Annotated in this window: 17 protein-coding genes; 16 read left to right on the top strand and 1 reads right to left on the bottom strand. The window is 73.7% G+C overall.

The genetic code is table 11. The annotated features are described in order from the left end of the window. Window positions 1–326: 326 nt before the first annotated feature. The 16 genes from STBA_RS00150 to STBA_RS00075 all read left to right on the top strand — a co-directional run bounded on the left by STBA_RS00150 (window position 327) and on the right by STBA_RS00075 (window position 18,272). Complete coding sequence (locus STBA_RS00150) at window positions 327–1,067, top strand: class I SAM-dependent methyltransferase (protein WP_079251607.1); 741 nt, start codon at window positions 327–329, stop codon at window positions 1,065–1,067. A gap of 34 nt (window positions 1,068–1,101) precedes the next feature. Further along, the gene (locus tag STBA_RS00145; RefSeq protein ID WP_077057280.1) at window positions 1,102–2,385 is read left to right on the top strand and encodes an activator-dependent family glycosyltransferase; all 1,284 of its coding nucleotides are present in this window, start codon (window positions 1,102–1,104) and stop codon (window positions 2,383–2,385) included. Window positions 2,386–2,508: 123 nt separating this feature from the next. Beyond that, a complete protein-coding gene (locus STBA_RS00140) occupies window positions 2,509–3,438 on the top strand; it encodes a hypothetical protein (RefSeq protein ID WP_077057279.1) in 930 nt (309 codons plus the stop codon). Continuing rightward, window positions 3,435–4,670, top strand: a complete 1,236-nt coding sequence (locus tag STBA_RS00135) for a cytochrome P450 (protein ID WP_077057278.1) — start codon at window positions 3,435–3,437, stop codon at window positions 4,668–4,670. The genes STBA_RS00140 and STBA_RS00135 overlap by 4 nt, the downstream gene beginning before the upstream one ends. A gap of 17 nt (window positions 4,671–4,687) precedes the next feature. After that, window positions 4,688–4,885 carry a ferredoxin gene (locus STBA_RS00130; RefSeq protein ID WP_253194468.1) on the top strand — a complete coding sequence of 66 codons (198 nt, stop codon included), beginning with the start codon at window positions 4,688–4,690 and terminating at the stop codon, window positions 4,883–4,885. Between the two features lie 30 nt (window positions 4,886–4,915). Continuing rightward, window positions 4,916–7,030: an FAD-dependent oxidoreductase gene (locus STBA_RS00125; protein ID WP_079251606.1), complete on the top strand. Its 2,115-nt coding sequence runs from the start codon at window positions 4,916–4,918 to the stop codon at window positions 7,028–7,030. Between the two features lie 122 nt (window positions 7,031–7,152). Further along, window positions 7,153–7,791, top strand: a complete 639-nt coding sequence (locus STBA_RS00120) for an antibiotic biosynthesis monooxygenase (RefSeq protein ID WP_077057276.1) — start codon at window positions 7,153–7,155, stop codon at window positions 7,789–7,791. 169 nt (window positions 7,792–7,960) lie between these two features. Then, window positions 7,961–9,436, top strand: coding sequence for an FAD-dependent monooxygenase (locus STBA_RS00115; RefSeq protein ID WP_077057275.1), 1,476 nt, complete (start codon window positions 7,961–7,963; stop codon window positions 9,434–9,436). 23 nt (window positions 9,437–9,459) lie between these two features. After that, complete coding sequence (locus tag STBA_RS00110) at window positions 9,460–9,789, top strand: TcmI family type II polyketide cyclase (RefSeq protein WP_077057274.1); 330 nt, start codon at window positions 9,460–9,462, stop codon at window positions 9,787–9,789. Beyond that, window positions 9,786–11,057, top strand: a complete 1,272-nt coding sequence (locus STBA_RS00105) for a beta-ketoacyl-[acyl-carrier-protein] synthase family protein (protein ID WP_077057273.1) — start codon at window positions 9,786–9,788, stop codon at window positions 11,055–11,057. Before STBA_RS00110 ends, STBA_RS00105 begins: the two co-directional genes overlap by 4 nt. Continuing rightward, window positions 11,054–12,283: a ketosynthase chain-length factor gene (locus STBA_RS00100; protein WP_077057272.1), complete on the top strand. Its 1,230-nt coding sequence runs from the start codon at window positions 11,054–11,056 to the stop codon at window positions 12,281–12,283. The genes STBA_RS00105 and STBA_RS00100 overlap by 4 nt, the downstream gene beginning before the upstream one ends. Window positions 12,284–12,324: 41 nt before the next feature. Next, window positions 12,325–12,588 (top strand): acyl carrier protein, encoded by a 264-nt coding sequence (locus STBA_RS00095; protein ID WP_077057271.1) that lies wholly within the window; start codon window positions 12,325–12,327, stop codon window positions 12,586–12,588. A 44-nt stretch (window positions 12,589–12,632) separates the two neighbouring features. After that, entirely contained in the window at window positions 12,633–13,415 is a 783-nt protein-coding gene (locus STBA_RS00090) for an SDR family NAD(P)-dependent oxidoreductase (RefSeq protein WP_077057270.1), read from the top strand. Between the two features lie 26 nt (window positions 13,416–13,441). Beyond that, a complete protein-coding gene (locus tag STBA_RS00085) occupies window positions 13,442–14,386 on the top strand; it encodes an aromatase/cyclase (protein ID WP_077057269.1) in 945 nt (314 codons plus the stop codon). Between the two features lies 1 nt (window position 14,387). Then, window positions 14,388–16,688, top strand: a complete 2,301-nt coding sequence (locus STBA_RS00080; protein WP_077057268.1) for an SDR family oxidoreductase — start codon at window positions 14,388–14,390, stop codon at window positions 16,686–16,688. 69 nt (window positions 16,689–16,757) lie between these two features. After that, entirely contained in the window at window positions 16,758–18,272 is a 1,515-nt protein-coding gene (locus tag STBA_RS00075; RefSeq protein ID WP_077057267.1) for an MFS transporter, read from the top strand. Here the strand turns inward: STBA_RS00075 and STBA_RS00070 are convergent. Continuing rightward, window positions 18,265–19,044 (bottom strand): hypothetical protein, encoded by a 780-nt coding sequence (locus tag STBA_RS00070; protein WP_077057266.1) that lies wholly within the window; start codon window positions 19,042–19,044, stop codon window positions 18,265–18,267. The two genes, STBA_RS00075 and STBA_RS00070, sit on opposite strands and share 8 nt — an antisense overlap. Window positions 19,045–19,169 lie beyond the last annotated feature (125 nt).

Below are 19,169 nucleotides of genomic sequence, written 5' to 3'. Positions count from 1 at the left end.
CGTACGCCAGGCGGGTATTGTGCCCTGGGCAGCGGCGGGATCGACCGCTGAATTCACGTGCAGGGCTGTGCGCACCACCCGGTGCGCCCGTAGCCGGTAACACGTGTGCATGCGGAGGAAAGGGTCGTTCCTGAACGCCAGAGCGGTTACTCGGGAAGTGGGCGCGAATGAGTCCTGCGTGGATTCGGAATTCCCGCCCGATTACCGCCGGATGACCAGGCGGGGGTGGCCGGCGGCGCCGGTCCGCCACGGCTACGGCCCGAACGTTCACCGCCCAGGCTGCTCGCCCGAACGGGAAAGTCCCGAGTGGCAGAAGGAGATCCCTGATGACCGTCGACCCGGCCGTGGAATCAATGGCCTACAGCCGAGAGCACGCCGACATCTACGACATGATCCACTCCGGACGAGGCCGTGACTGGGCCGCGGAAGCCGACTCGATCGCGGACATCGCCGTGGCAAAACGCCCCGGAGCCGACTCCGTGCTCGACGTGGCCTGCGGAACGGGGGAGCATCTGCGGCGTTTCCGTGAACGCTTCACCACGGTCGCGGGCCTCGAACTCTCCGCCGGAATGCGGGAGCTGGCGCAACGGAAACTTCCGGGCGTCACCATTCACGCCGGTGACATGCGCGACTTCGACCTGGGGCAGCGCTTCGACGTCGTCACGTGCATGTGCTTCTCGCTCGGCTACATGACGTCGGTCGGGCAGCTCCACGAGGCCATCGCGAGCCTCGTGCGGCACGTCAATCCGGGCGGAGTCGTCATTGCGGAGCCCTGGTGGTTCCCCGAGAAATTCCTCGACGGATTCGTCTCCGGAGCCGTGACCCACGAACGGGGCCACGTCATCAGCCGCGTGTCCCACTCCGTCAGGGAGGGCGGGAGGAGCCGGATGACCGTCCGTTACACCGTCGCCAATGCGCAGGGCATCCGGGACTTCACCGAGACCGAGATCCATTCGTTGTTCTCGCGCGAGGAGTACCTTGCCGGATTCGCGCGCGCGGGCGTCGAAGCCGAGTTCCAGGAGGGCGGCCCCAACGGCCGCGGCATGTTCATCGGGACCCGCGGGTGAGGCACGTCCGCCCGTGGGCAGAGGAGGAGACGACATGCGCGTGATGATCGCGACGTTCCCGTCGACGTCGCACCTGTACCCCGTCATACCGCTCGCCTGGGCTCTGCAGAGCGCGGGCCACGAGGTGTGCGTGGTGGGTCACCCCGGCATGGGGTCGGACGACATGGCCGCAACGGTCACCGGCGCCGGTCTCATCGCCGTCCCGGTGGGGGACACGGTGGTCGCCCAGCAGGAGGACCGGACCGAGGAGGAGGGCAGCCGGCTCGACATCCCGCCCGACGCCTTCGCCCTCGACGTCGTGGGCAGCGGTCCGGGGGACTGGGAGCAGTTACAGGCCCGCCTCATGGCGATCATCGGCCAGTGCTACCCGCTCGGGGACCCGGACAAGGGCATGGTCGCCGAGCTGATCGGGTTCACCCGCTCCTGGCGGCCCGACCTCGTGCTGTGGGACCCGCTGTGCCTGCCCGCCGCGGTGGCCGCCAGGGTGACCGGAGCCGCCCACGCCCGCATCCTGTGGGGCCAGGACAAGATGGGCTGGGGCTGGGAGAAGGTGAGCGGCCGGTCCGCCGCCCGCGACCCCATGGCGCGGTGGCTGACCCCGCTGCTCGAACGCCACCACCTCGACTTCGGCGAAGACCTGATCCTCGGCCAGTGGAGCCTCGACCTGGTCCCGCAGGCCGCCCGGCTGCCACTGGACACCCGCACCGTTCCCCTGCGGTGGGTCCCCTACAACGAGGCCGCCGTCCTGCCGGACTGGCTGCGCGAACCGCCGGCCCGCCCCCGCGTCTGCCTCACTCTCGGCGTCAGCTCGCGCGCCCTGTTCGGGAAGGACACGGGCTTCCCCCTCGAAGAGACGCTGGAGACCGCCGCCGGTCTCGACATCGAGGTCGTCGCCACGCTCAACCGGGCCCAGCTCACCGGCATCGGCCCGCTGCCCGAGAACGTGCGCGCGGTGGACTTCGTCCCCCTCAACCAGCTGCTGCCCTCGTGCGCCGCCATCGTCCACCACGGCGGCTGGGGCACCTTCTCCGTCGCGGCCACCCACGGGGTCCCCCAGGTCATCCTGCCCGTCCCCACCTGGGACGAGCGGGTCGCGGCCCGCTACGCGGCCCTGCGCGGCGCCGGACCGCTGGTCGACCCGCAGGGCCTCACCCCGCGCGAGCTGCGCCGCCAGCTCGTCCGCGTCCTCGACGAGCCCGCCTTCGGCGAGGGCGCCGCCCGACTCAAGGCCGACCGGCTGGCCGCTCCCTCGCCGCCGGAGATCGTGCCCGCACTGGAGCGGCTGACCGCGCATCACCGCACCGCGCAGAACCACTGAGGCGCCGGGCGTCCGGGACCGGGCACGACCCGGCACCGAGCCGTCCCCCGGGAAGGCACGCCCGGCTCGGACGCCCCACCGCACCACCGTCCAGGACCCGACACGCGCACGCCCGAGGCCGCCATGCATCCGACGCCGAACGACGCCACCGCCGCCGCACGCCGCTGCGCGCAGGCACTCAACTCCCTGCACTCACTCCTCTACTTCACCCCCGACCTCGCCGGCGAACTCGAAACCTTCGGCATCGACGACCACACGAGCATCTACCTCGCCGGCCGGGCCTCCCCCCTGGGCGCGGCCGGGCCCGAGCTGGTGACCGCGGCGTTCAACGCCTTCGCGCCCGGCCTCATCGCCGCCCGCCTGCCCGCCCTGTGGGGGCACATCACCCCGCGGCAGGCGGTCGCGGCACGCCAGAAGGCCATCGGCCGGGCACTGGAACGCCTGATCGGCAAGGAGATCACCACCTCCCGCGCCATGGCGGACGCAGCCCGGCTCGCCGCCGCGGCCGCCACCGCCGGCGCCCTGCCCGGCCGGCCCCTGTACGCCGCGAACACCGCCGTCGAAGCACCGGAGGAACCCCACACAGCCCTCTGGCACGCCGCCACGCTGCTGCGGGAGCACCGCGGCGACGGGCACATCGCCGTCCTCGGCCACGCCGAACTCACCGGCATCGAGGCCCTGGTCATCGACTGCGCGAGCGGGCACGGCATGTCCAAGGACATCGTCATGCCCCAGCGGGGCTGGCGGCAGGAAGAGTGGTCGGCCGCCGCCGAACGGCTGGCGGACCGGGGTCTCGTCGACGTCGACGGGCGCCTGACCGCACGCGGCACCGCACTGCGGGACACCGTCGAACGCGAAACCGGCCGGCTCGACCGGGGGCCCTACGCGGCCCTCGGCACCGCCCGCACCGGCGAACTGGCGGCCTTCGTCCACGGCCTGGTCAACAGGGCGGCGGATGCCGGAGCGTTCCCCGGCCCGCTGCGCGGCTTCTTCGCGCCCGCCACCGAGCGGTGGAACCGTCTGGGCACCGCAACGAGAAAGGACAGGACATGACGTCAACCGTGGCACCGGACATCCCGGCGCTCTTCACCCCCGCGTACTATCAAGATCCTTTCCCCACCCTCGCCTGGCTGCGGGACCACGCCCCCGTGCACGAATTCCCCTTCCCCGTGGGCGACGTCCGCACCTGGATGGTGACCCGCTACGAGGACGTCAGGGCCGTGCTCGCCGACTCCAGGTTCAGCGCCGAAGGCGCCACCTGGGGCAACGCCGAGTTCCGCGCGGCAGGGCTGGTCAGTGCCGCGGGCACCATCCTCGAACGCGGCATCGCCGTCATCGACCCGCCGGACCACCCCCGGCTGCGCCGCCTCGCGATGAGCGCGTTCACCACCCGCCGGGTGGAACAGTGGCGCGGCACCGTACACGCGGTCGTCGAACGCGCGCTGGACGACTGCGAGCGCCGCGGCGCCTTCGACGTGATGGACGACTACGCCGGCGAGGTCTCCGCGGGCGTGCTGGGCGCCATCCTCGGCTTCCGCATCGAGCGGCACCGTGAGCTGGTCACCGCGCTCAACGAGGCGTTCCCCTCCGACCCCGCGCTGATGGACCGCGTGCCCGCCGCGTTCGGCAGGATCTGCGCCTACGCCGCCGAGCTCATCGACGACAAGCGCAGCCGCCCGGCCGACGACCTCACCTCGGCACTCATCGACGCCACCGACGAGGGAACGCGCCTGGACGGCGACGAACTGACCGGCCTGGTCGCCGCGTTCATCATGGGCGGCAGCGACACCGTGCGCGGCTTCATCGGGAACGCCGCCCTCGCGCTGCTGGACAACCCAGGGCAGGGCGACCGGCTCCGTGCCCAGCCGGAACTCGCCAGGAGCGCCGTCGAAGAACTGCTGCGCTACGAGGGCGCCCTCAGCACCGCCCTGTTCCGCGTCACCACGGAGCCGGTCGAGCTCGCGGGCGCCCGGCTGCCCGCGGGCGCCCCCGTCATCGCCGGGCTGCTGGCGGCCAACCGCGACCCGCGGCGCTTCACCGAGCCCGACCGCCTCAACATCACCGCCGAGAGCCCGCGGCACGTCGCCTTCGGCCACGGACTGCACAACTGCATCGGCGCGGCGCTGGCCAGGATGGAGGGCGAGATCGCCATTCCCGCCCTGGTCGCCCGGTTCCCCACCCTGGCGCTCGCCGTGCCCAGGGACAGGGTGCGGTACATCGAGAACTGGGCCATCAGGCGCCTCACCTCACTGCCGGTCACCACGTCGACCTCCCGGCACGCGTGATGCGGGCCGCCGTCCGCGTGGACCGGACCCTCTGCTACGGCACGGGACTGTGCGAGGCCATGGCGCCCGCCGTGTTCTCGCTGACCGACGAGGGTTACGCCGTCGCCCGCCCCGCGGGCGACCGGGCGGCCGGACCGGAACGGCTCAGGGAGATAGCGGAGTGCTGCCCGGCCGGTGCCATCACCGTGACCGGCCCCGGAGCCGGCACCACCTGAACACCGCACGCCACGGAGGTGGAGACAGGCATGGACAGCGACGTGATCGTCGTCGGCGCGGGCCCCGCGGGACTCGTGCTCGCCGCGGAACTGCGGCTGGCCGGCGCACGTGTCACCGTTCTCGAGAAGGAGGACGGGCCGAGCACGGAGTCCCGCGGTATGGGCTTCACCGCCCGCACGCTCGAAGTCTTCGACCAGCGCGGACTGCTGGAGCGGTTCGGGACGTTGGAACGGGCGCCGGGCGGCCACTTCGGAAGCGTCCCCGTCGACTTCGCGGTCGGCGACGGCACGCACGCCGCCGTCACCGGCGTATCGCAGGCGCGCACCGTCCAGGTGCTGGCGCAGTGGGCCCGGGAGCTGGGCGCGGACATCCGCCACGGGCACCGCGTCCTCTCCGTCGACGTCGACGACGGCGAGTGCGTCGGGGCCACCGTCCGTACCCCGGACGGCACCGTGCGGCTGACCGCTCCCTACCTGGTGGGCTGCGACGGCGGCCGCAGCCTGGTGCGCCGCTCCTGCGGCTTCGGCTTCCCCGGCACGGACGCCACCGCCGAACTGCTGCTCGCCGACGTGCGGGGCCTTGACCTCGGCCCGCTGTGGTCGGGCGCGCGCCGCCCGCGGGGCATGCTCCTGGCCGCCCCGCTCGGCGACGGCGTGATGCGCATCGTCGTGCACGAGCACGGCCGGGCCCCCCGCCCGCGCTCCGGCCCGCCCGACTACGCCGAGGTTGCCGACGCCTGGAAGCGGGTCAGCGGCGACGACATCTCCTCGGCCACCCCACTGTGGGTCAGCTCCTTCGGCGACGCGGCGCGGCAGGCCGACACCTACCGCCGCGGACGCGTCCTGCTGGCCGGCGACGCCGCGCACGTGCACCTTCCGGCCGGCGGCCAGGGCATGAACGTCAGCATCCAGGACGCCGTCGCCCTCGGCTGGCGGCTGGGCGCCGTCGCGACGGGCCGCGCCGCCGACGGCGTGCTCGATGCCTACCACGCCGAACGACACCCCGTCGGCGCCGAACTGGTCCGCACCACCCGCGCCCAGGCGACACTGTTCCTCGGCGGCGAGGAGATGCAGCCGCTGCGCGAGGTGCTCACCGGCGTGTTCGCCGGCCGGGAGGCCGCCCGCCGGCTGGCCGGACTGATCAGCGGACTCGACATCCGCTACGACGTGGGCCCGGGCGAGCACCCGCTGCTCGGCCGGCGCATGCCGAAGACCGGACTCGTTCTGCCCGACGGCTCGAGGACCACCACCACGGACCTGCTCCACACCGCCCGCGGCGTGCTCCTCCTCCTCGACGGCGACGACGGCGACGACGGGCCCCGGCGTACCGCGCGCCGCTGGGCCGACCGACTGGACGTGGTGCGCGCCCGGCCCGCGGGCCCCGCGCCCGGCACCGCGGCGCTCCTCCTGCGACCGGACGGCTACGTGGCCTGGACGGCCGGTTCCGGGGACGTGCTGGAAGCGGCGCTGGGCCGCCACCTCGGCGCCCCCACGTCGCTGCCCGCCCCGGCCGGCACCACGCCGCCGGACATCCCGCGCCCCGACGCGCACGCGGTGTTCACCGCCCACTGGTACGCGGGGGACGCGGAACGCGGCCGCGCCGAGCTCGACGAGGTCCTGGCCGCGTGGGCGGCCGGGCCCTGGCCGACGGGCGTCCTCGGCCTCGCCTGCTACCTCGACGCGGACGGGAAGAACGTACTGACGTACGCGCAGTGCGCCGACCCGGCGGCCTACCGGCCGTTCCTGCGCGCGCTTCCGCCCGGACCGGCCCGCACCGAGCCCGTCGAGTACCGGCTGTACCGCAGCGTGGTGCTCGCCCCTTCGGCAGCGCCGCCCGGCGCACTCGTCACCGCCATGTTCGACGTGGACGGTGCCGAACGCCAACGGCACATCGCGGACTCCATCGCCGCCCGGCTCCGGCGCGCGCCGGCGGACGAGTGCCGCGGCCTGATCGCCTCCCATTTCCACCTCAGCCTCGACGGCAGCCGCGTGACCAATTTCGCCGAGTGGACGACGGACGAGGCGCATCTGGCGTTCCTCGACGGCGCCAGCCGGCACGGCAACCTCAAGGCCACCCACGAGACGCCGGGGGTCAGACCGATCGGATTCAAGCGCTACCACCTGTACCGCGGCCTCGGCCGCTGACCCGGCGCCGAGCCACCAAACCGTCACCCACGGTTGTTAACCTCGGGAAGACGCCAGGCACTTCGCCGCACCCAAGTTCTGACGTCGCGTCAATCAGTCAGTCTCACAAGGAGATTCCGCATATGGCGCACCCGAAGGTCCCCTTCCCCGACGTCAGCCGCCCCGACGCCGGGATCGTGCTGGTCACCCCCCTGTACGTCGGCTCCGCCGAGGCACAGCGCGCCGAGACCGAGCGCGTCCTGGCCCCCTACCGGCGCGGTGCCCTCCCCGAGGGCATGCTGTCCGTCAACGTCTTCACCTGCACCGAGGCGGAGAACGTGCTGACGTACGCGCAGTGGACCTCCGACGCGGCCTACCGCACCTTCGCGCACGACGCCGGGCGCGGCGCGGAGGACCCGGACGCGACCGAGCCCGTGCGCTACACGCTGTACCGCGGGCGCGTTCTCGAACCGGGCAGCACCCCGGGCCTGCTCGTTCCGCCCGTCTTCGACGTGGACGGCCGCGACCGGCAGCGGCGCTCCGCGGACAATCTGCTCGACGGCCCGCTCGGCACGCCGTTCCCCGGCCTCGTCGGCTCCCACTTCCACCTCAGCCAGGACGGCACGCGCGTCCTCAACTGGGCCGAGTGGGTCGACGAGGAGGCCCACGAACGCTTCATGCAGAGCGAGCGGCCCAAGGAGTGCTTCGAAGCCCTGTCGATGCCCGGTGTGCGCGGAATAGGCGGCAAGCGGTACCTCCTGGCGGACGCCGTGTCGCGCTGACCCCCGGGCGGGCCCCGCCCGCGACGCGACAACAGAAACCACCAACCCCGAACGACAGCCATGGCCCCCGGCCGGACGCGAGCAGCACGCGCTCCGGGCACCGGGGGCCCTGTGCGTGCTCCCGCGCCGCCCCGCACGGGCGCCCCGCATCCCGAGGAGGACCAAGCAGATGGACGCTGACGTGACAATCGTGGGCGCCGGCCCCGCCGGGCTGATGCTCGCCGGCGAACTGCGCCTGGCCGGCGTGGACGTCGTCGTACTGGAGAAGCTTCCCGACCGCACCGGCGAGTCCCGCGGCCTCGGCTTCACCGCCCGCACCATGGAGGTCTTCGACCAGCGCGGCCTGCTGAGCCGCTTCGGCGAGGTGGAGACGAGCAACGTCGGCCACTTCGGCGGCCTGCCCGTCGACTTCGGTGTCCTGGCGGGCGCGCACCAGGCGGCCAAGTCCGTTCCGCAGTCGGCCACCGAGGCCGTCCTCGAAGCATGGGCGGGTGAGCTGGGCGCCGACCTGCGCCGCGGACACGAACTGCTCTCCCTCGACGACGGCGACGACCACGTCACCCTCCGGGTCAAGACCCCGGAAGACACCCCCCGCAGCCTGACGACCCGCTACCTCGTGGGGTGCGACGGCGGGCGCAGCACGGTGCGCAAAGCGGCAGGTTTCGACTTCCCCGGCAGCCCGGCCACGCTTGAGATGTTCCTCGCCGACGTCAAGGGCCTCGACCTCGAACCCCGCATGATCGGCAGGAGTTACGAGGCCGGCATGGTGATGGTCGGCCCCTTGCCGGGCGGCGTCACCCGCCTCATCCTGTGCGAACGCGGCACCCCGCCGCAGCGCCGCACGGACTCCCCTTCCTACGAGGAGGTCGTGGCCGGCTGGAAGCGCGTCACCGGCCAGGACATCTCCCACGGCGAACCGGTCTGGGTCAGCTCCTTCGGCGACGCCACCCGGCAGGTCACCGAGTACCGGCGCGGCCGGGTCCTCCTCGCGGGCGACGCCGCGCACATCCACCTGCCCGCCGGCGGCCAGGGCATGAACGTCAGCATCCAGGACGCCGTCAACCTCGGGTGGAAGCTCGCCGCCGTCGTGCGGGGACGCGCCAAAGAACGGCTCCTGGACACCTACCACGGCGAGCGGCACCCGGTCGGGGAGCGGCTGCTGATGAACACCCGCGCCCAAGGGCTCCTCTTCCTTTCCGGCGCCGAGGTCCAGCCGCTGCGCGACGTCCTGTCCGAACTGATCCGCTACCCGGACGTCTCCCGGCACCTGGCCGCCATGGTCTCCGGCCTGGAGATCCGCTACGACGTCGGCGGCGGCAGCCACCCGCTCCTCGGCCGCCGCATGCCCGACCTGCCACTGTCCGGGCCGCGCGGGGACACCCGCAGCACCGCGCTCCTGCGCCGCGGCCGTGGCGTGCTCCTCGACCTGGAGGACAACGCCCACCTGCGCCGGCGCGCCGCCGGCTGGGACGACCGTGTCGACGTCGTGACGGCCGCGCCGCGGCAGCCCGCAGCCGGCGCCCCCCGCACCTCCGCCGTCCTGCTGCGGCCCGACGGCCACGTCGCCTGGGTCGCGCCCGGCAGCCATCAGGACCTCCCTACGTCCCTCGCCCGGTGGTTCGGCCCCGCACGGGCCGCCGCCTGACCCGCAACCCCAGGAGACCACTCATGCACAGCACTCTCATCGTGGCGCGGCTGGCACCCGACTCCGCCGGGCAGATCGCGGAGCTGTTCGACGCCTTCGACGGCACCGAGATGCCCCACCGCATGGGCACCCGCCGCCGCCAGCTGTTCTTCTACCGCGGCCTGTACTTCCACCTCCAGGACTTCGACGAGAACGACGGCGGGGAACGCATCCAGGACGCCAGGACCGACCCCCGATTCGTCGGCATCAGCGAAGACCTCAAGCCGTACGTCCAGGCGTACGACCCGGCGACCTGGCGTTCCCCCAAGGACGCGATGGCCACCCGCTTCTACGCCTGGGAGGCCGGACAGTGACCGGACGGCGCGTGGCCATCACCGGCATCGGCGTCGTCGCCCCAGGCGGCGTGGGCGTGAAACCGTTCTGGAGCCTGCTGAGCGAGGGCCGCACCGCGACCCGCGGCATCACCTTCTTCGACCCGTCGCCGTTCCGCTCCCGGGTGGCCGCCGAAATCGACTTCGACCCGGAGGAGCACGGCCTCGGCCCCCAGGAGATCAGGCGCATGGACCGGGCCGCCCAACTGGCCGTCGTCGCCGCCAGGGAAGCGCTCACCGACAGCAGGATCGCCGACGCCGGCACCGACCCCTGCCGCACCGGCGCCGTCGTCGGCACGGCCGTCGGCGCCACCATGACCCTGGACCGGGAGTACCGCGTCGTCAGCGACGGCGGGCGTCTGGAACTGGTGGACCACAGCTACGCGCCGCCCCACCTCTACGACGCTCTGGTGCCCAGTTCCTTCGCGGCCGAGGTCGCCTGGACCTCCGGCGCCCAGGGCCCGGTGGCCGTCGTCTCCACCGGCTGCACCTCCGGCATCGACGCGGTCGGCCACGCCGTCGAGCTGATCCGGGAGGGCAGCGCCGACGTGATGGTGGCCGGCGCCTCCGACGCGCCGATCTCCCCGATCACCCTCGCCTGCTTCGACGCGATCAAGGCGACCACGCCGCGCACCGAGGAACCGGGGCGCGCCTCGCGCCCCTTCGACGCCTCCCGTAACGGTTTCGTGCTCGGCGAGGGCGCCGCGTTCTTCGTGCTGGAGGAGCTGGCGTCGGCCGACCGCCGCCGGGCCCACGTCTACGCCGAGATCGCCGGCTACGCCACGCGGTCCAACGCCTACCACATGACGGGACTGCGCTCCGACGGCGCCGAAATGGCCGAGGCCATCCGTGCCGCCCTCGCCGAGGCGCGGCTCGCGCCCGGCGACATCGACTACGTCAACGCCCACGGCTCCGGCACCAAGCAGAACGACCGGCACGAGACCGCCGCGTTCAAGCGGAGCCTCGGGGAGCACGCCCACCGGGTGCCGGTCAGCTCCATCAAGTCCATGGTGGGGCATTCGCTCGGCGCCATCGGCTCCATCGAGATCGCCGCCTGCGCCCTGGCCATGGAGCACCACACCGTGCCCCCCACCGCCAATCTGCACGCCGCCGATCCGGAGTGCGACCTGGACTACGTCCCGCTGACCGCGCGCGGACACCGCACCGACACCGTGCTGACCGTCGGCAGCGGCTTCGGCGGCTTCCAGTCCGCGATGGTGCTGACCCGCCCCCGGCGGAGCGCGGCGTGAGTGCCGCCACACAAACCGTCGCCGTCACCGGACTCGGGGTGGCCGCACCCAACGGCCTCGGCAAGGACGCCTACTGGGCCGCCATCCGCACCGGGACCAGCGGCATCGGCCCGGTCACCCGCTTCCGCGCCGAGGGCTACCCGGCCGTGCTGGCCGGCGAGGTGCCCGGGTTCGACGCGGCGCGGCACCTGCCGAGCCGGCTGCTGCCGCAGACCGACCACATGACACGCCTGGCCCTGGCCGCCGCGGACTGGGCGCTCGCCGACGCGGACGTCGACCCGGCCCGGCGGGACGCGTTCGGCATGGGAGTGATCACCGCGGCCTCCTCCGGCGGCTTCGAATTCGGCCAGAACGAACTGCGCAAACTCTGGAGCCTGGGCAGCCAGCATGTGAGCGCCTACCAGTCGTTCGCCTGGTTCTACGCGGTCAACAGCGGCCAGATCTCCATACGCAACGGAATGAAAGGGCCCAGCGGCGTACTCGTCGCCGACGGTGCCGGCGGACTCGACGTCCTCGCGCAGGCCCGCCGCGCCGTCCGCAAGGGCACCGGGCTCGTCGTCTCCGGCGCCGTCGACGCCTCGATCTGCCCCTGGGGCTGGGCCGCCCTGCTGACCAGCGGCCGCCTGAGCAGCAGCGACCGGCCGGAACGCGCCTACCTCCCCTTCGACCGGCACGCCGCGGGGCACGTCCCCGGCGAGGGCGGGGCCATCCTCATCCTTGAGGACGCGCGGGCCGCACAAGCCCGCGGCGCCCGCGTCTACGGCACCCTCGACGGCTGTGCCGCCACGTTCGACCCGGCCCCGGCCCCGGGCCGCGGTGCGGAGAGCGGCCTGCGCCGCGCCATTGAACTGGCCCTCGACGATGCGGGCGCCGAGCCCGCCGAGGTGGACGTCGTCTTCGCCGACGCCGCCGCCGTGCCCGCACTCGACCGGGACGAGGCACGGACCCTGCGCGCCGTCTTCGGCCAGCGCGGCGTTCCGGTCACCGCGCCCAAGACCATGACCGGCCGCCTCTACTCCGGCGCCGCGCCCCTCGATGTCGCCACCGCCCTGCTGGCCCTGACCGAGGGAGTCATCCCGCCCACCGTCAACACCGGTCCCGACCCGGCCCACGGCCTGGACCTGGTCACCGGCCGCCCCCGCGCCGCCGAGCTGCGCTGCGCGCTGGTCGTCGCCCGCGGCCACGGCGGATTCAACTCCGCCGCCGTACTGCGCGCCCCGCGCTGACGGCCGCCGCCCGCCCCACCACACACCACGGAGGAAGACACGTGCCTGCCGCATTCACCCTGGACGACCTCAAACGCATCCTCCTGGAAGGAGCCGGCACCGAAGAGGGCGTCGACCTCGACGCCGACATCCTCGACACGCCGTTCACCGATCTCGGCTACGAGTCGCTGGCGCTCCTGGAGACCGGGGGACGCATCGAACGGGAGTGGGACATCACCCTGGACGACTCCGCCCTCGCCGACGCCGCCACCCCCCGCGGCCTCATCGACGCCGTCAACACGCACATCGGCACGGCCGCGGCCTGACCGCGACCGGACGCAGAACACCGCCCCCGACGTTGGGAGTTCCCATGCCCCAAGCCCCGCGCCTCGCCCTGGTCACCGGTGCCACCAGCGGCATCGGCCTGGCCACCGCCCGCATCCTCGGCAGGCAGGCCCACACCGTCTTCCTCGGCGCCCGCACCGCCGAGAATGTCACCGCGACCGTCAAACAGCTGCGCGCCGAGGGGATCGACGCCGACGGCTCGGAACTCGACGTCCGCGACGACGACAGCGTCCACGCGTTCGTCCGCGCGGCCGTCGGCCGCCACGGAAGCGTCGACGTACTCGTCAACAACGCGGGCCGCAGCGGCGGGGGAGTCACGGCCGACCTCGCCGACGACCTGTGGCACGACGTCATCGACACCAACCTCAACAGCGTCTTCCGCATGACCAGGGAAGTCCTCAACACCGGCCGCATGCGCTTCAAGAGCCGCGGCCGCATCATCAACATCGCCTCCACCGCCGGCAAGCAGGGCGTGGTACTCGGCGCCCCCTACTCCGCCTCCAAGCACGGAGTCGTCGGCTTCACCAAAGCGCTCGGCAACGAGCTGGCCCCCACCGGCATCACGGTCAACGCGGTCTGTCCGGGATACGTCGAAACCCCCATGGCCCAGCGCGTGCGCGCGGGCTACGCCGCGGCCTGGGACACCGACGAGGCGGCGGTCCTCACCAGGTTCCGCGCCAAGATCCCGCTGGGCCGCTACTCCACACCCGAGGAAGTCGCCGGCCTCGTCGGCTACCTGGCCTCCGACACCGCCGCGTCCCTCACCTCCCAGGCGCTGAACGTCTGCGGCGGCCTGGGCAATTTCTGAGCCCCACCGACCGAGGAGCACCGAGCATGCCGCTGTCCGCACTGCGCGAGGTCGAGCACGAGATCACCGTTTCTGCCCCGGCCGCCGCCGTCTACCGCCTGATCGCCGACGTGGCGAACTGGCCGGCAATCTTTCCCCCCGCCATCTTCGTCGACCACGTGGAGCGCAGCGAACGGAACGAACGAATCCGAATCTGGGCCACGGCCAACGGCGAACCCAAGAACTGGACCTCCCACCGCACCCTGGACGAGTCAACCCGCCGCATCGGCTTCCGCCAGGAGGTCTCCGCCCCGCCCGTCGCCGCGATGGGCGGCACATGGATCATCGAGGAACTGCCCGCCGGCACCAGCCGCATCCGCCTCCTGCACGACTACCGGGCCATCGACGACGACCCGGCCTCGCTCGAGTGGATCGACCGGGCCGTCGACCGCAACTCGCGCTCCGAGCTGGCGGCGCTGAAGAAGACCATCGAATTCGCCCACGCGGCCCGGGACCTCACCTTCTCCTTCGAGGACACCGTGCACATCGACGGAGCGGCCAAGGACGTCTACGACTTCGTCAACGAGGCCGACCGCTGGTCCGAGCGGCTGCCGCACGTCGCACAGGTCCACCTGGCGGAGCCGTCCCCCGGCCTGCAGACCCTGCGGATGGAGACCCGAGCCAAGGACGGCTCCACGCACACCACCGAATCCCACCGCGTGTGCTTCCCCCACCGCAAAATCGCCTACAAGCAGGTCACGCTCCCCGCGCTGATGGCCCTGCACACCGGCCTGTGGACGTTCGAGGACACCGCGCGGGGCGTGGCCGCCACCTCCCGGCACACCGTCGTCATCAACACCGACGCCATCGTCACAGTCCTCGGCCCGGACGCGGACGCCGCCCGTGCGAAGGAGTACGTGCGCGGCGCGCTCGGCACCAACAGCCGCGCCACCCTCCGACACGCCAAGGAATACGCCGAGGCCAAGCGCTGAGATGGGCGCCGCACCCGATACCGACGTCCTCGTCGTCGGCGCGGGCCCGGTCGGCCTCATGCTCGCAGGCGAACTCCGGCTGGGCGGCGCCGACATCGTCGTCGTCGAGCGGCGCGAGCGGCCCACCACCGAATCCCGGGCCTCCACCCTCCACGCGCGCACCATGGAGATCCTGGACGCCCGCGGCCTGCTCGCGCCGCTCGGCCCCGTCCCGGCCGAGCCACGCGGCCACTTCGGCGGAATTCCCCTCGACCTGACCCTGCCCGGCTCCCACCCCGGGCAGTGGAAGGTGCCCCAGACCCGCACCGAGGAACTGCTCGGCACCTGGGCGGCCGGGCTCGGAGCCCGGCCGCACCGCGGGCACCGGCTGCGGAGCCTGCATCCGCACCGCGACCACGTCCAGGCCGAGATCGCAACCGCCCGCGGCCCGGTGCGCCTGCGCGCCCGCTACGTCGTGGGCTGCGACGGCGAACGAAGCACCGTGCGGAGCCTGGCCGGCATCGCCTTCCCCGGCCGGGACGCCGCCCGCGAACTCCTGCGGGCCGACGTGACCGGCATCGACGTGCCCGACCGCCGCTTCCAGCGCCTCGCACGGGGCCTGGCCATCGCTGCCCGCCGCGGCGACGGCGTCACCCGCGTCATGGTCCACGAGTTCGGCGCCCCGGCCCGCACCCGCACCGCACAACCGGCGTTCGCCGAACTGGCCGACGCCTGGCGGCGCGTCACCGGCGAGGACATCTCCGAAGGCACCCCGCTGTGGGTCAACTCGTTCGGGGACGCCTCCCGCCAGGCCGCCGCCTACCGCAGCGGCCGCATCTTCCTCGCGGGCGACGCCGCACACCGGCAAATGCCGATCGGCGGACAAGCCCTCAACCTCGGCCTCCAGGACGCCGTCAACCTCGGCTGGAAGCTCGCCGCGCACCTGCGCGGCCACGCCCCCGACGGACTCCTGGACACCTACCACGCCGAACGGCACCCCGTCGGCGCCCACGTCCTGGCCAACATCCGCGCCCAGGCGACGCTGCTGCTCGACGGGCCGCAGGTTGCGCCCGTACGAGCCGTCATGGCCGAGCTCACCGCGCACGAGGCCGCCCGGGCCCACCTGGCCGGAATGATCTCCGGCCTCGGCGTCCGCTACGACCTCGGCCCCGGCCACCCCCTGCTCGGCGCCCGCCTGCCGCCCACCCCGCTCCTCGCCGCGGACGGCCGGCCGACCACGTCCGCGGAACTGCTCCGCACCGGCCGCGGGCTGCTGCTCAGCCTCGACGGCGACGAGGAACGGGCCGCGGCCCTGCACCGGGCCGCCGCCGGCCGCACCGACCGGATCACCCCCGCCCGCGGCCCGGCAACCGGCCCGCCGCCCGCCGCCCCCGCCGTCCTGGTACGTCCCGACGGGCACGTGGCATGGGCCGGCGACGGGACGCACGGGCTGGCCGAGGCCCTGAACCGCTGGTTCGGCCCGGCCGCCCCGCGGACCGCACCCCGCAGGCACAGCGCGAACCCGACCCGCCACACCGACCGCACGAACGGGAGGAACCCGATGGGCAAACTCACCGGAAAGACCGCGCTTGTCACCGGATCAAGCCGCGGCATGGGACGCGCCACGGCCGTCCGCCTGGCCCGCGAGGGCGCGCTCGTCGCCGTCCACTACGCCACCGGCCGGGACGCGGCCGAGGAGACCGTCACGACCATCGAGGGGGAGGGCGGCAGCGCGTTCACGATCCAAGCCGAGCTGGGCATGCCCGGCGACGTGCACGAACTCTTCCTCGGCCTCGAAGCAGGACTCAAGGAGCGCACCGGCAGCACCGACCTCCACATCCTGATCAACAACGCGGGCCGCATGGGCGGCCTCTCCGTCGAGGACACCACGCCGGAAGCGTTCGACACGCTCATGGCCGTCAACGCCAAAGCGCCCTTCTTCCTCATCCAGCGCGCCCTGGCCAACATGCCCGACGGCGGACGCATCATCAACATCTCCTCCGGGCTGACCCACTTCGCCAACCCGGACGAGATCGCCTACGCCATGACCAAGGGCGCGGTCGAACAGCTCGCCCTGCACTTCGCCAAGCTCCTCGGACCACGCGGCATCACCGTCAACACCGTGGCGCCCGGCATCACCCGCAACAGCAACCCGGCGTTCGACATCCCGGCGGCCGTCGAACAGATGGCGGGACTCTCGGCGTTCAACCGCGTCGGCGAGCCCGAGGACATCGCCGACGTCGTCGCGTTCCTCGCCGGCGAGGACGCCCGCTGGATCACCGGCTCCTTCGTCGACGCCAGCGGCGGCACGCTGCTGGGCTGAACCCCGGGGCCCGGGCCGGCGACGCGCCGCCGGCCCGGGCCCGCCGCACGACCCGAGGAGAGAAGGACCATGACGACTTCCGCGGCCCCAGGGCCCGCCGCCGCGCCGCGGCCGTGGGCCCTGCTCGCCGTCCTTGCGGGAAACATGCTGATCGACGCCCTGGAGGTCTCCGCCCTCCTGATCGCCGCGCCGGCCATCGGCGCCGAGTCCCACCTGGCACCCGCCGGCGTCCAGTGGATGCTCAGCGGGTTCGCGCTCGGCTTCGCCGGCCTGCTCCTGCTCGGCCCTCAACTCGCGGACCGCTTCGGACGCCGCCCCGTATACCTGGCGGCCCTGGCCGTCTTCGCCGCGGCCTCGCTGGCCGCCGCCGCGACGAGCGACCCAGCCCTCCTGGTCGCAACCCGCTTCGTCAAGGGCTGCTGCGCCGCGCTCACCGCCCCCATGGGGCTGGCCATCATCACCTCGTCCTTCCGCGACGGCGCGCCCCGCCGCCGGGCCGTCTCCGTGTACGTCCTCTTCGGCGCCGTCGGCTTCACCACGGGCCTGCTGCTGTCCGGCCTGCTCACCGAGGCCCACTGGCGCCTGACCCTCGCCTTCCCCGCCCCCGTCGTCGCCGCGCTGTTCGCCGCCGGCACCCGCCTGATCCCCCGCGACGGCCCCCGGCGGCACCGCGCCCCCGGCCGCCCCGACATCCCCGGTGCCCTCCTGCTCACCGCCGCCATCGCCGCGCTGATCGGCGCGCTCTCCCACGTCCCCGCCGAAGGCTGGGCGGGCCGCCGCGGCACCGCCCTCCTGCTGCTGTGCGCCGTATCATCCGGCCTTCTCGTACTGCGCGAACGCACCGCCGCCCGACCGCTGTGGCCCGCCCACGTCCTGCGCAGCCCGGGTCTCGTCCGCGCCGCCCTCGTGGCCGCGGCGCTCAACGGCGCCCATCTCGGTGCCCTGCTCACCGCCTCCCTGCACCTCCAGACCCAGCGGGACCTCGGCCCGCTGCCGACCGCCCTGGCCTTCCTGCCGGCCGCCGCGCCCCTCGCCCTCTGCGCCCTCCACTCCGGCCGCATGGTCGAACGCTTCGGCCCGCGCCGTCTCATCGCCTGCGGCCTCACCTCGGCACTCGCCGGCTTCGCGCTGCTGTGGCAGCAGGGCCTCGACGGCCCCTACGCGACAGGGCTGCTGCCCGCGCTGCTCGCCGTCGGCGCCGGCTTCGTCCTCGCGTTCGCCGCCCTGAACACCCAGGCCACCGCCGGCATCCCCGATCGCGACAAGGGCAGGGCCGGCGCCGCCTACCAGACGGCGGTCCAGATCGGTGCCGCCCTGACCGTGGCCGGCACGGCCGCACTGCTGCCCACCGCCCCCGCCCACCCCCTGCCCGGCCGCGCCCCTGCCCTCACCGCCGTCCTGGCCGTCGCGGCCCTCGGCTGGCTCGCCGCCGTCGCAGGCACGCCGCGCCGCCGCGGGGCGACCGCCTCGCGGCCGGGCCGCACCGCGCAGCCCGCGGCCGTTCCCGGGCCGCCACAGCCGCTCCTTGCCGGAGAGGACGATTCCGAAGCGGCCGAGTCGCACATCGTGCGCGGCATCAACTGAGCCCCCGTCCGGCCGCATCGCCGGGGGCCGGCAAGCCCCCGCCGGCCTCCCCGGCGCGCCGGGCGAAGCTGTCGTGCACCTCGGCCTCCCGGTAGTACACCCGGCCCGCTCGGCGCCGCCTGCTCCACCCGTGCTCGGAAGCGAGCCGGTAGACCGACCCCGACGGAATGCGGAAGAGCCGGGTGACGTGCTCCACGCTCAGCCAGCGCTCGGGCCCTTCGCGGCGCGCACCGCCCGCCCCGGCCGCGGCCGGCAGCCGCCGGGCGAGCCGCGTCCACTGCTCGCTCGGCCACCGGTGGCCCGCATCCGCCGTACACGTCACCAGATCGGGCACCGCCTCGGCCGCGGGGTGCGCCGTGGCGACCAGTTCCCCGCCGCACCCCGCCTCCGGGCACGCGCCCAGATGCAGCCGGCCGGGACCCTCACCCGGCCTGGCGACGCGCCGCGCCGCCAGCACGCCCAGGGCGAACTCCCCGCACACCTCGGCCGCCGCCGCATGGCCGGCCAGCCACCCCACGTGCGCCCGCAGGAAAGCGGCCCGAGCGGCCATGTCGCGCGGCGGCGCCCCGACGGACCGCTCCTGCGCCACCAGCGCGCTCCAGGAGCCGGCCAGCGCCAGCAGCTCACCGCGCACCCGCGCCGCGGCCTCGTTGAGCCGGATACCGGTGGACGCGCCACCGCCGCTGGTTCTCTCCCGCAGCTGCCGCGGGGCCTGACGCGCCAGCAGTTCACCGCACTCGGCATACAGGTGCGCCGCCTCCGACAGGTGCATCGTCAGCCCCTCGCGGCAGGAGCGGCACAGGCGGAGTTCCGCCGCGGCCCTTCGCGGCGCCCGCCCGGCCGCCTTACGGCTCGAACAGGAAAACCCCACGCATTCCCATTCCGCGTGCTGTACCG

This window comes from Streptomyces sp. MP131-18 (genome assembly GCF_001984575.1).
Classification (GTDB): domain Bacteria; phylum Actinomycetota; class Actinomycetes; order Streptomycetales; family Streptomycetaceae; genus Streptomyces; species Streptomyces johnsoniae.
This window is presented reverse-complemented; position numbering and strand designations above follow the sequence as displayed.

Coding starts and splice junctions, on each gene's coding strand:
- STBA_RS00120 (WP_077057276.1), top strand. CDS start 7,153: ATGGCGCACCCGAAGGTCCCCTTCCCCGACGTCAGCCGCCCCGACGCC.
- STBA_RS00075 (WP_077057267.1), top strand. CDS start 16,758: ATGACGACTTCCGCGGCCCCAGGGCCCGCCGCCGCGCCGCGGCCGTGG.
- STBA_RS00140 (WP_077057279.1), top strand. CDS start 2,509: ATGCATCCGACGCCGAACGACGCCACCGCCGCCGCACGCCGCTGCGCG.
- STBA_RS00135 (WP_077057278.1), top strand. CDS start 3,435: ATGACGTCAACCGTGGCACCGGACATCCCGGCGCTCTTCACCCCCGCG.
- STBA_RS00150 (WP_079251607.1), top strand. CDS start 327: ATGACCGTCGACCCGGCCGTGGAATCAATGGCCTACAGCCGAGAGCAC.
- STBA_RS00145 (WP_077057280.1), top strand. CDS start 1,102: ATGCGCGTGATGATCGCGACGTTCCCGTCGACGTCGCACCTGTACCCC.
- STBA_RS00110 (WP_077057274.1), top strand. CDS start 9,460: ATGCACAGCACTCTCATCGTGGCGCGGCTGGCACCCGACTCCGCCGGG.
- STBA_RS00090 (WP_077057270.1), top strand. CDS start 12,633: ATGCCCCAAGCCCCGCGCCTCGCCCTGGTCACCGGTGCCACCAGCGGC.
- STBA_RS00125 (WP_079251606.1), top strand. CDS start 4,916: ATGGACAGCGACGTGATCGTCGTCGGCGCGGGCCCCGCGGGACTCGTG.
- STBA_RS00080 (WP_077057268.1), top strand. CDS start 14,388: ATGGGCGCCGCACCCGATACCGACGTCCTCGTCGTCGGCGCGGGCCCG.
- STBA_RS00115 (WP_077057275.1), top strand. CDS start 7,961: ATGGACGCTGACGTGACAATCGTGGGCGCCGGCCCCGCCGGGCTGATG.
- STBA_RS00085 (WP_077057269.1), top strand. CDS start 13,442: ATGCCGCTGTCCGCACTGCGCGAGGTCGAGCACGAGATCACCGTTTCT.
- STBA_RS00070 (WP_077057266.1), bottom strand. CDS start 19,044: ATGCACCTGTCGGAGGCGGCGCACCTGTATGCCGAGTGCGGTGAACTG.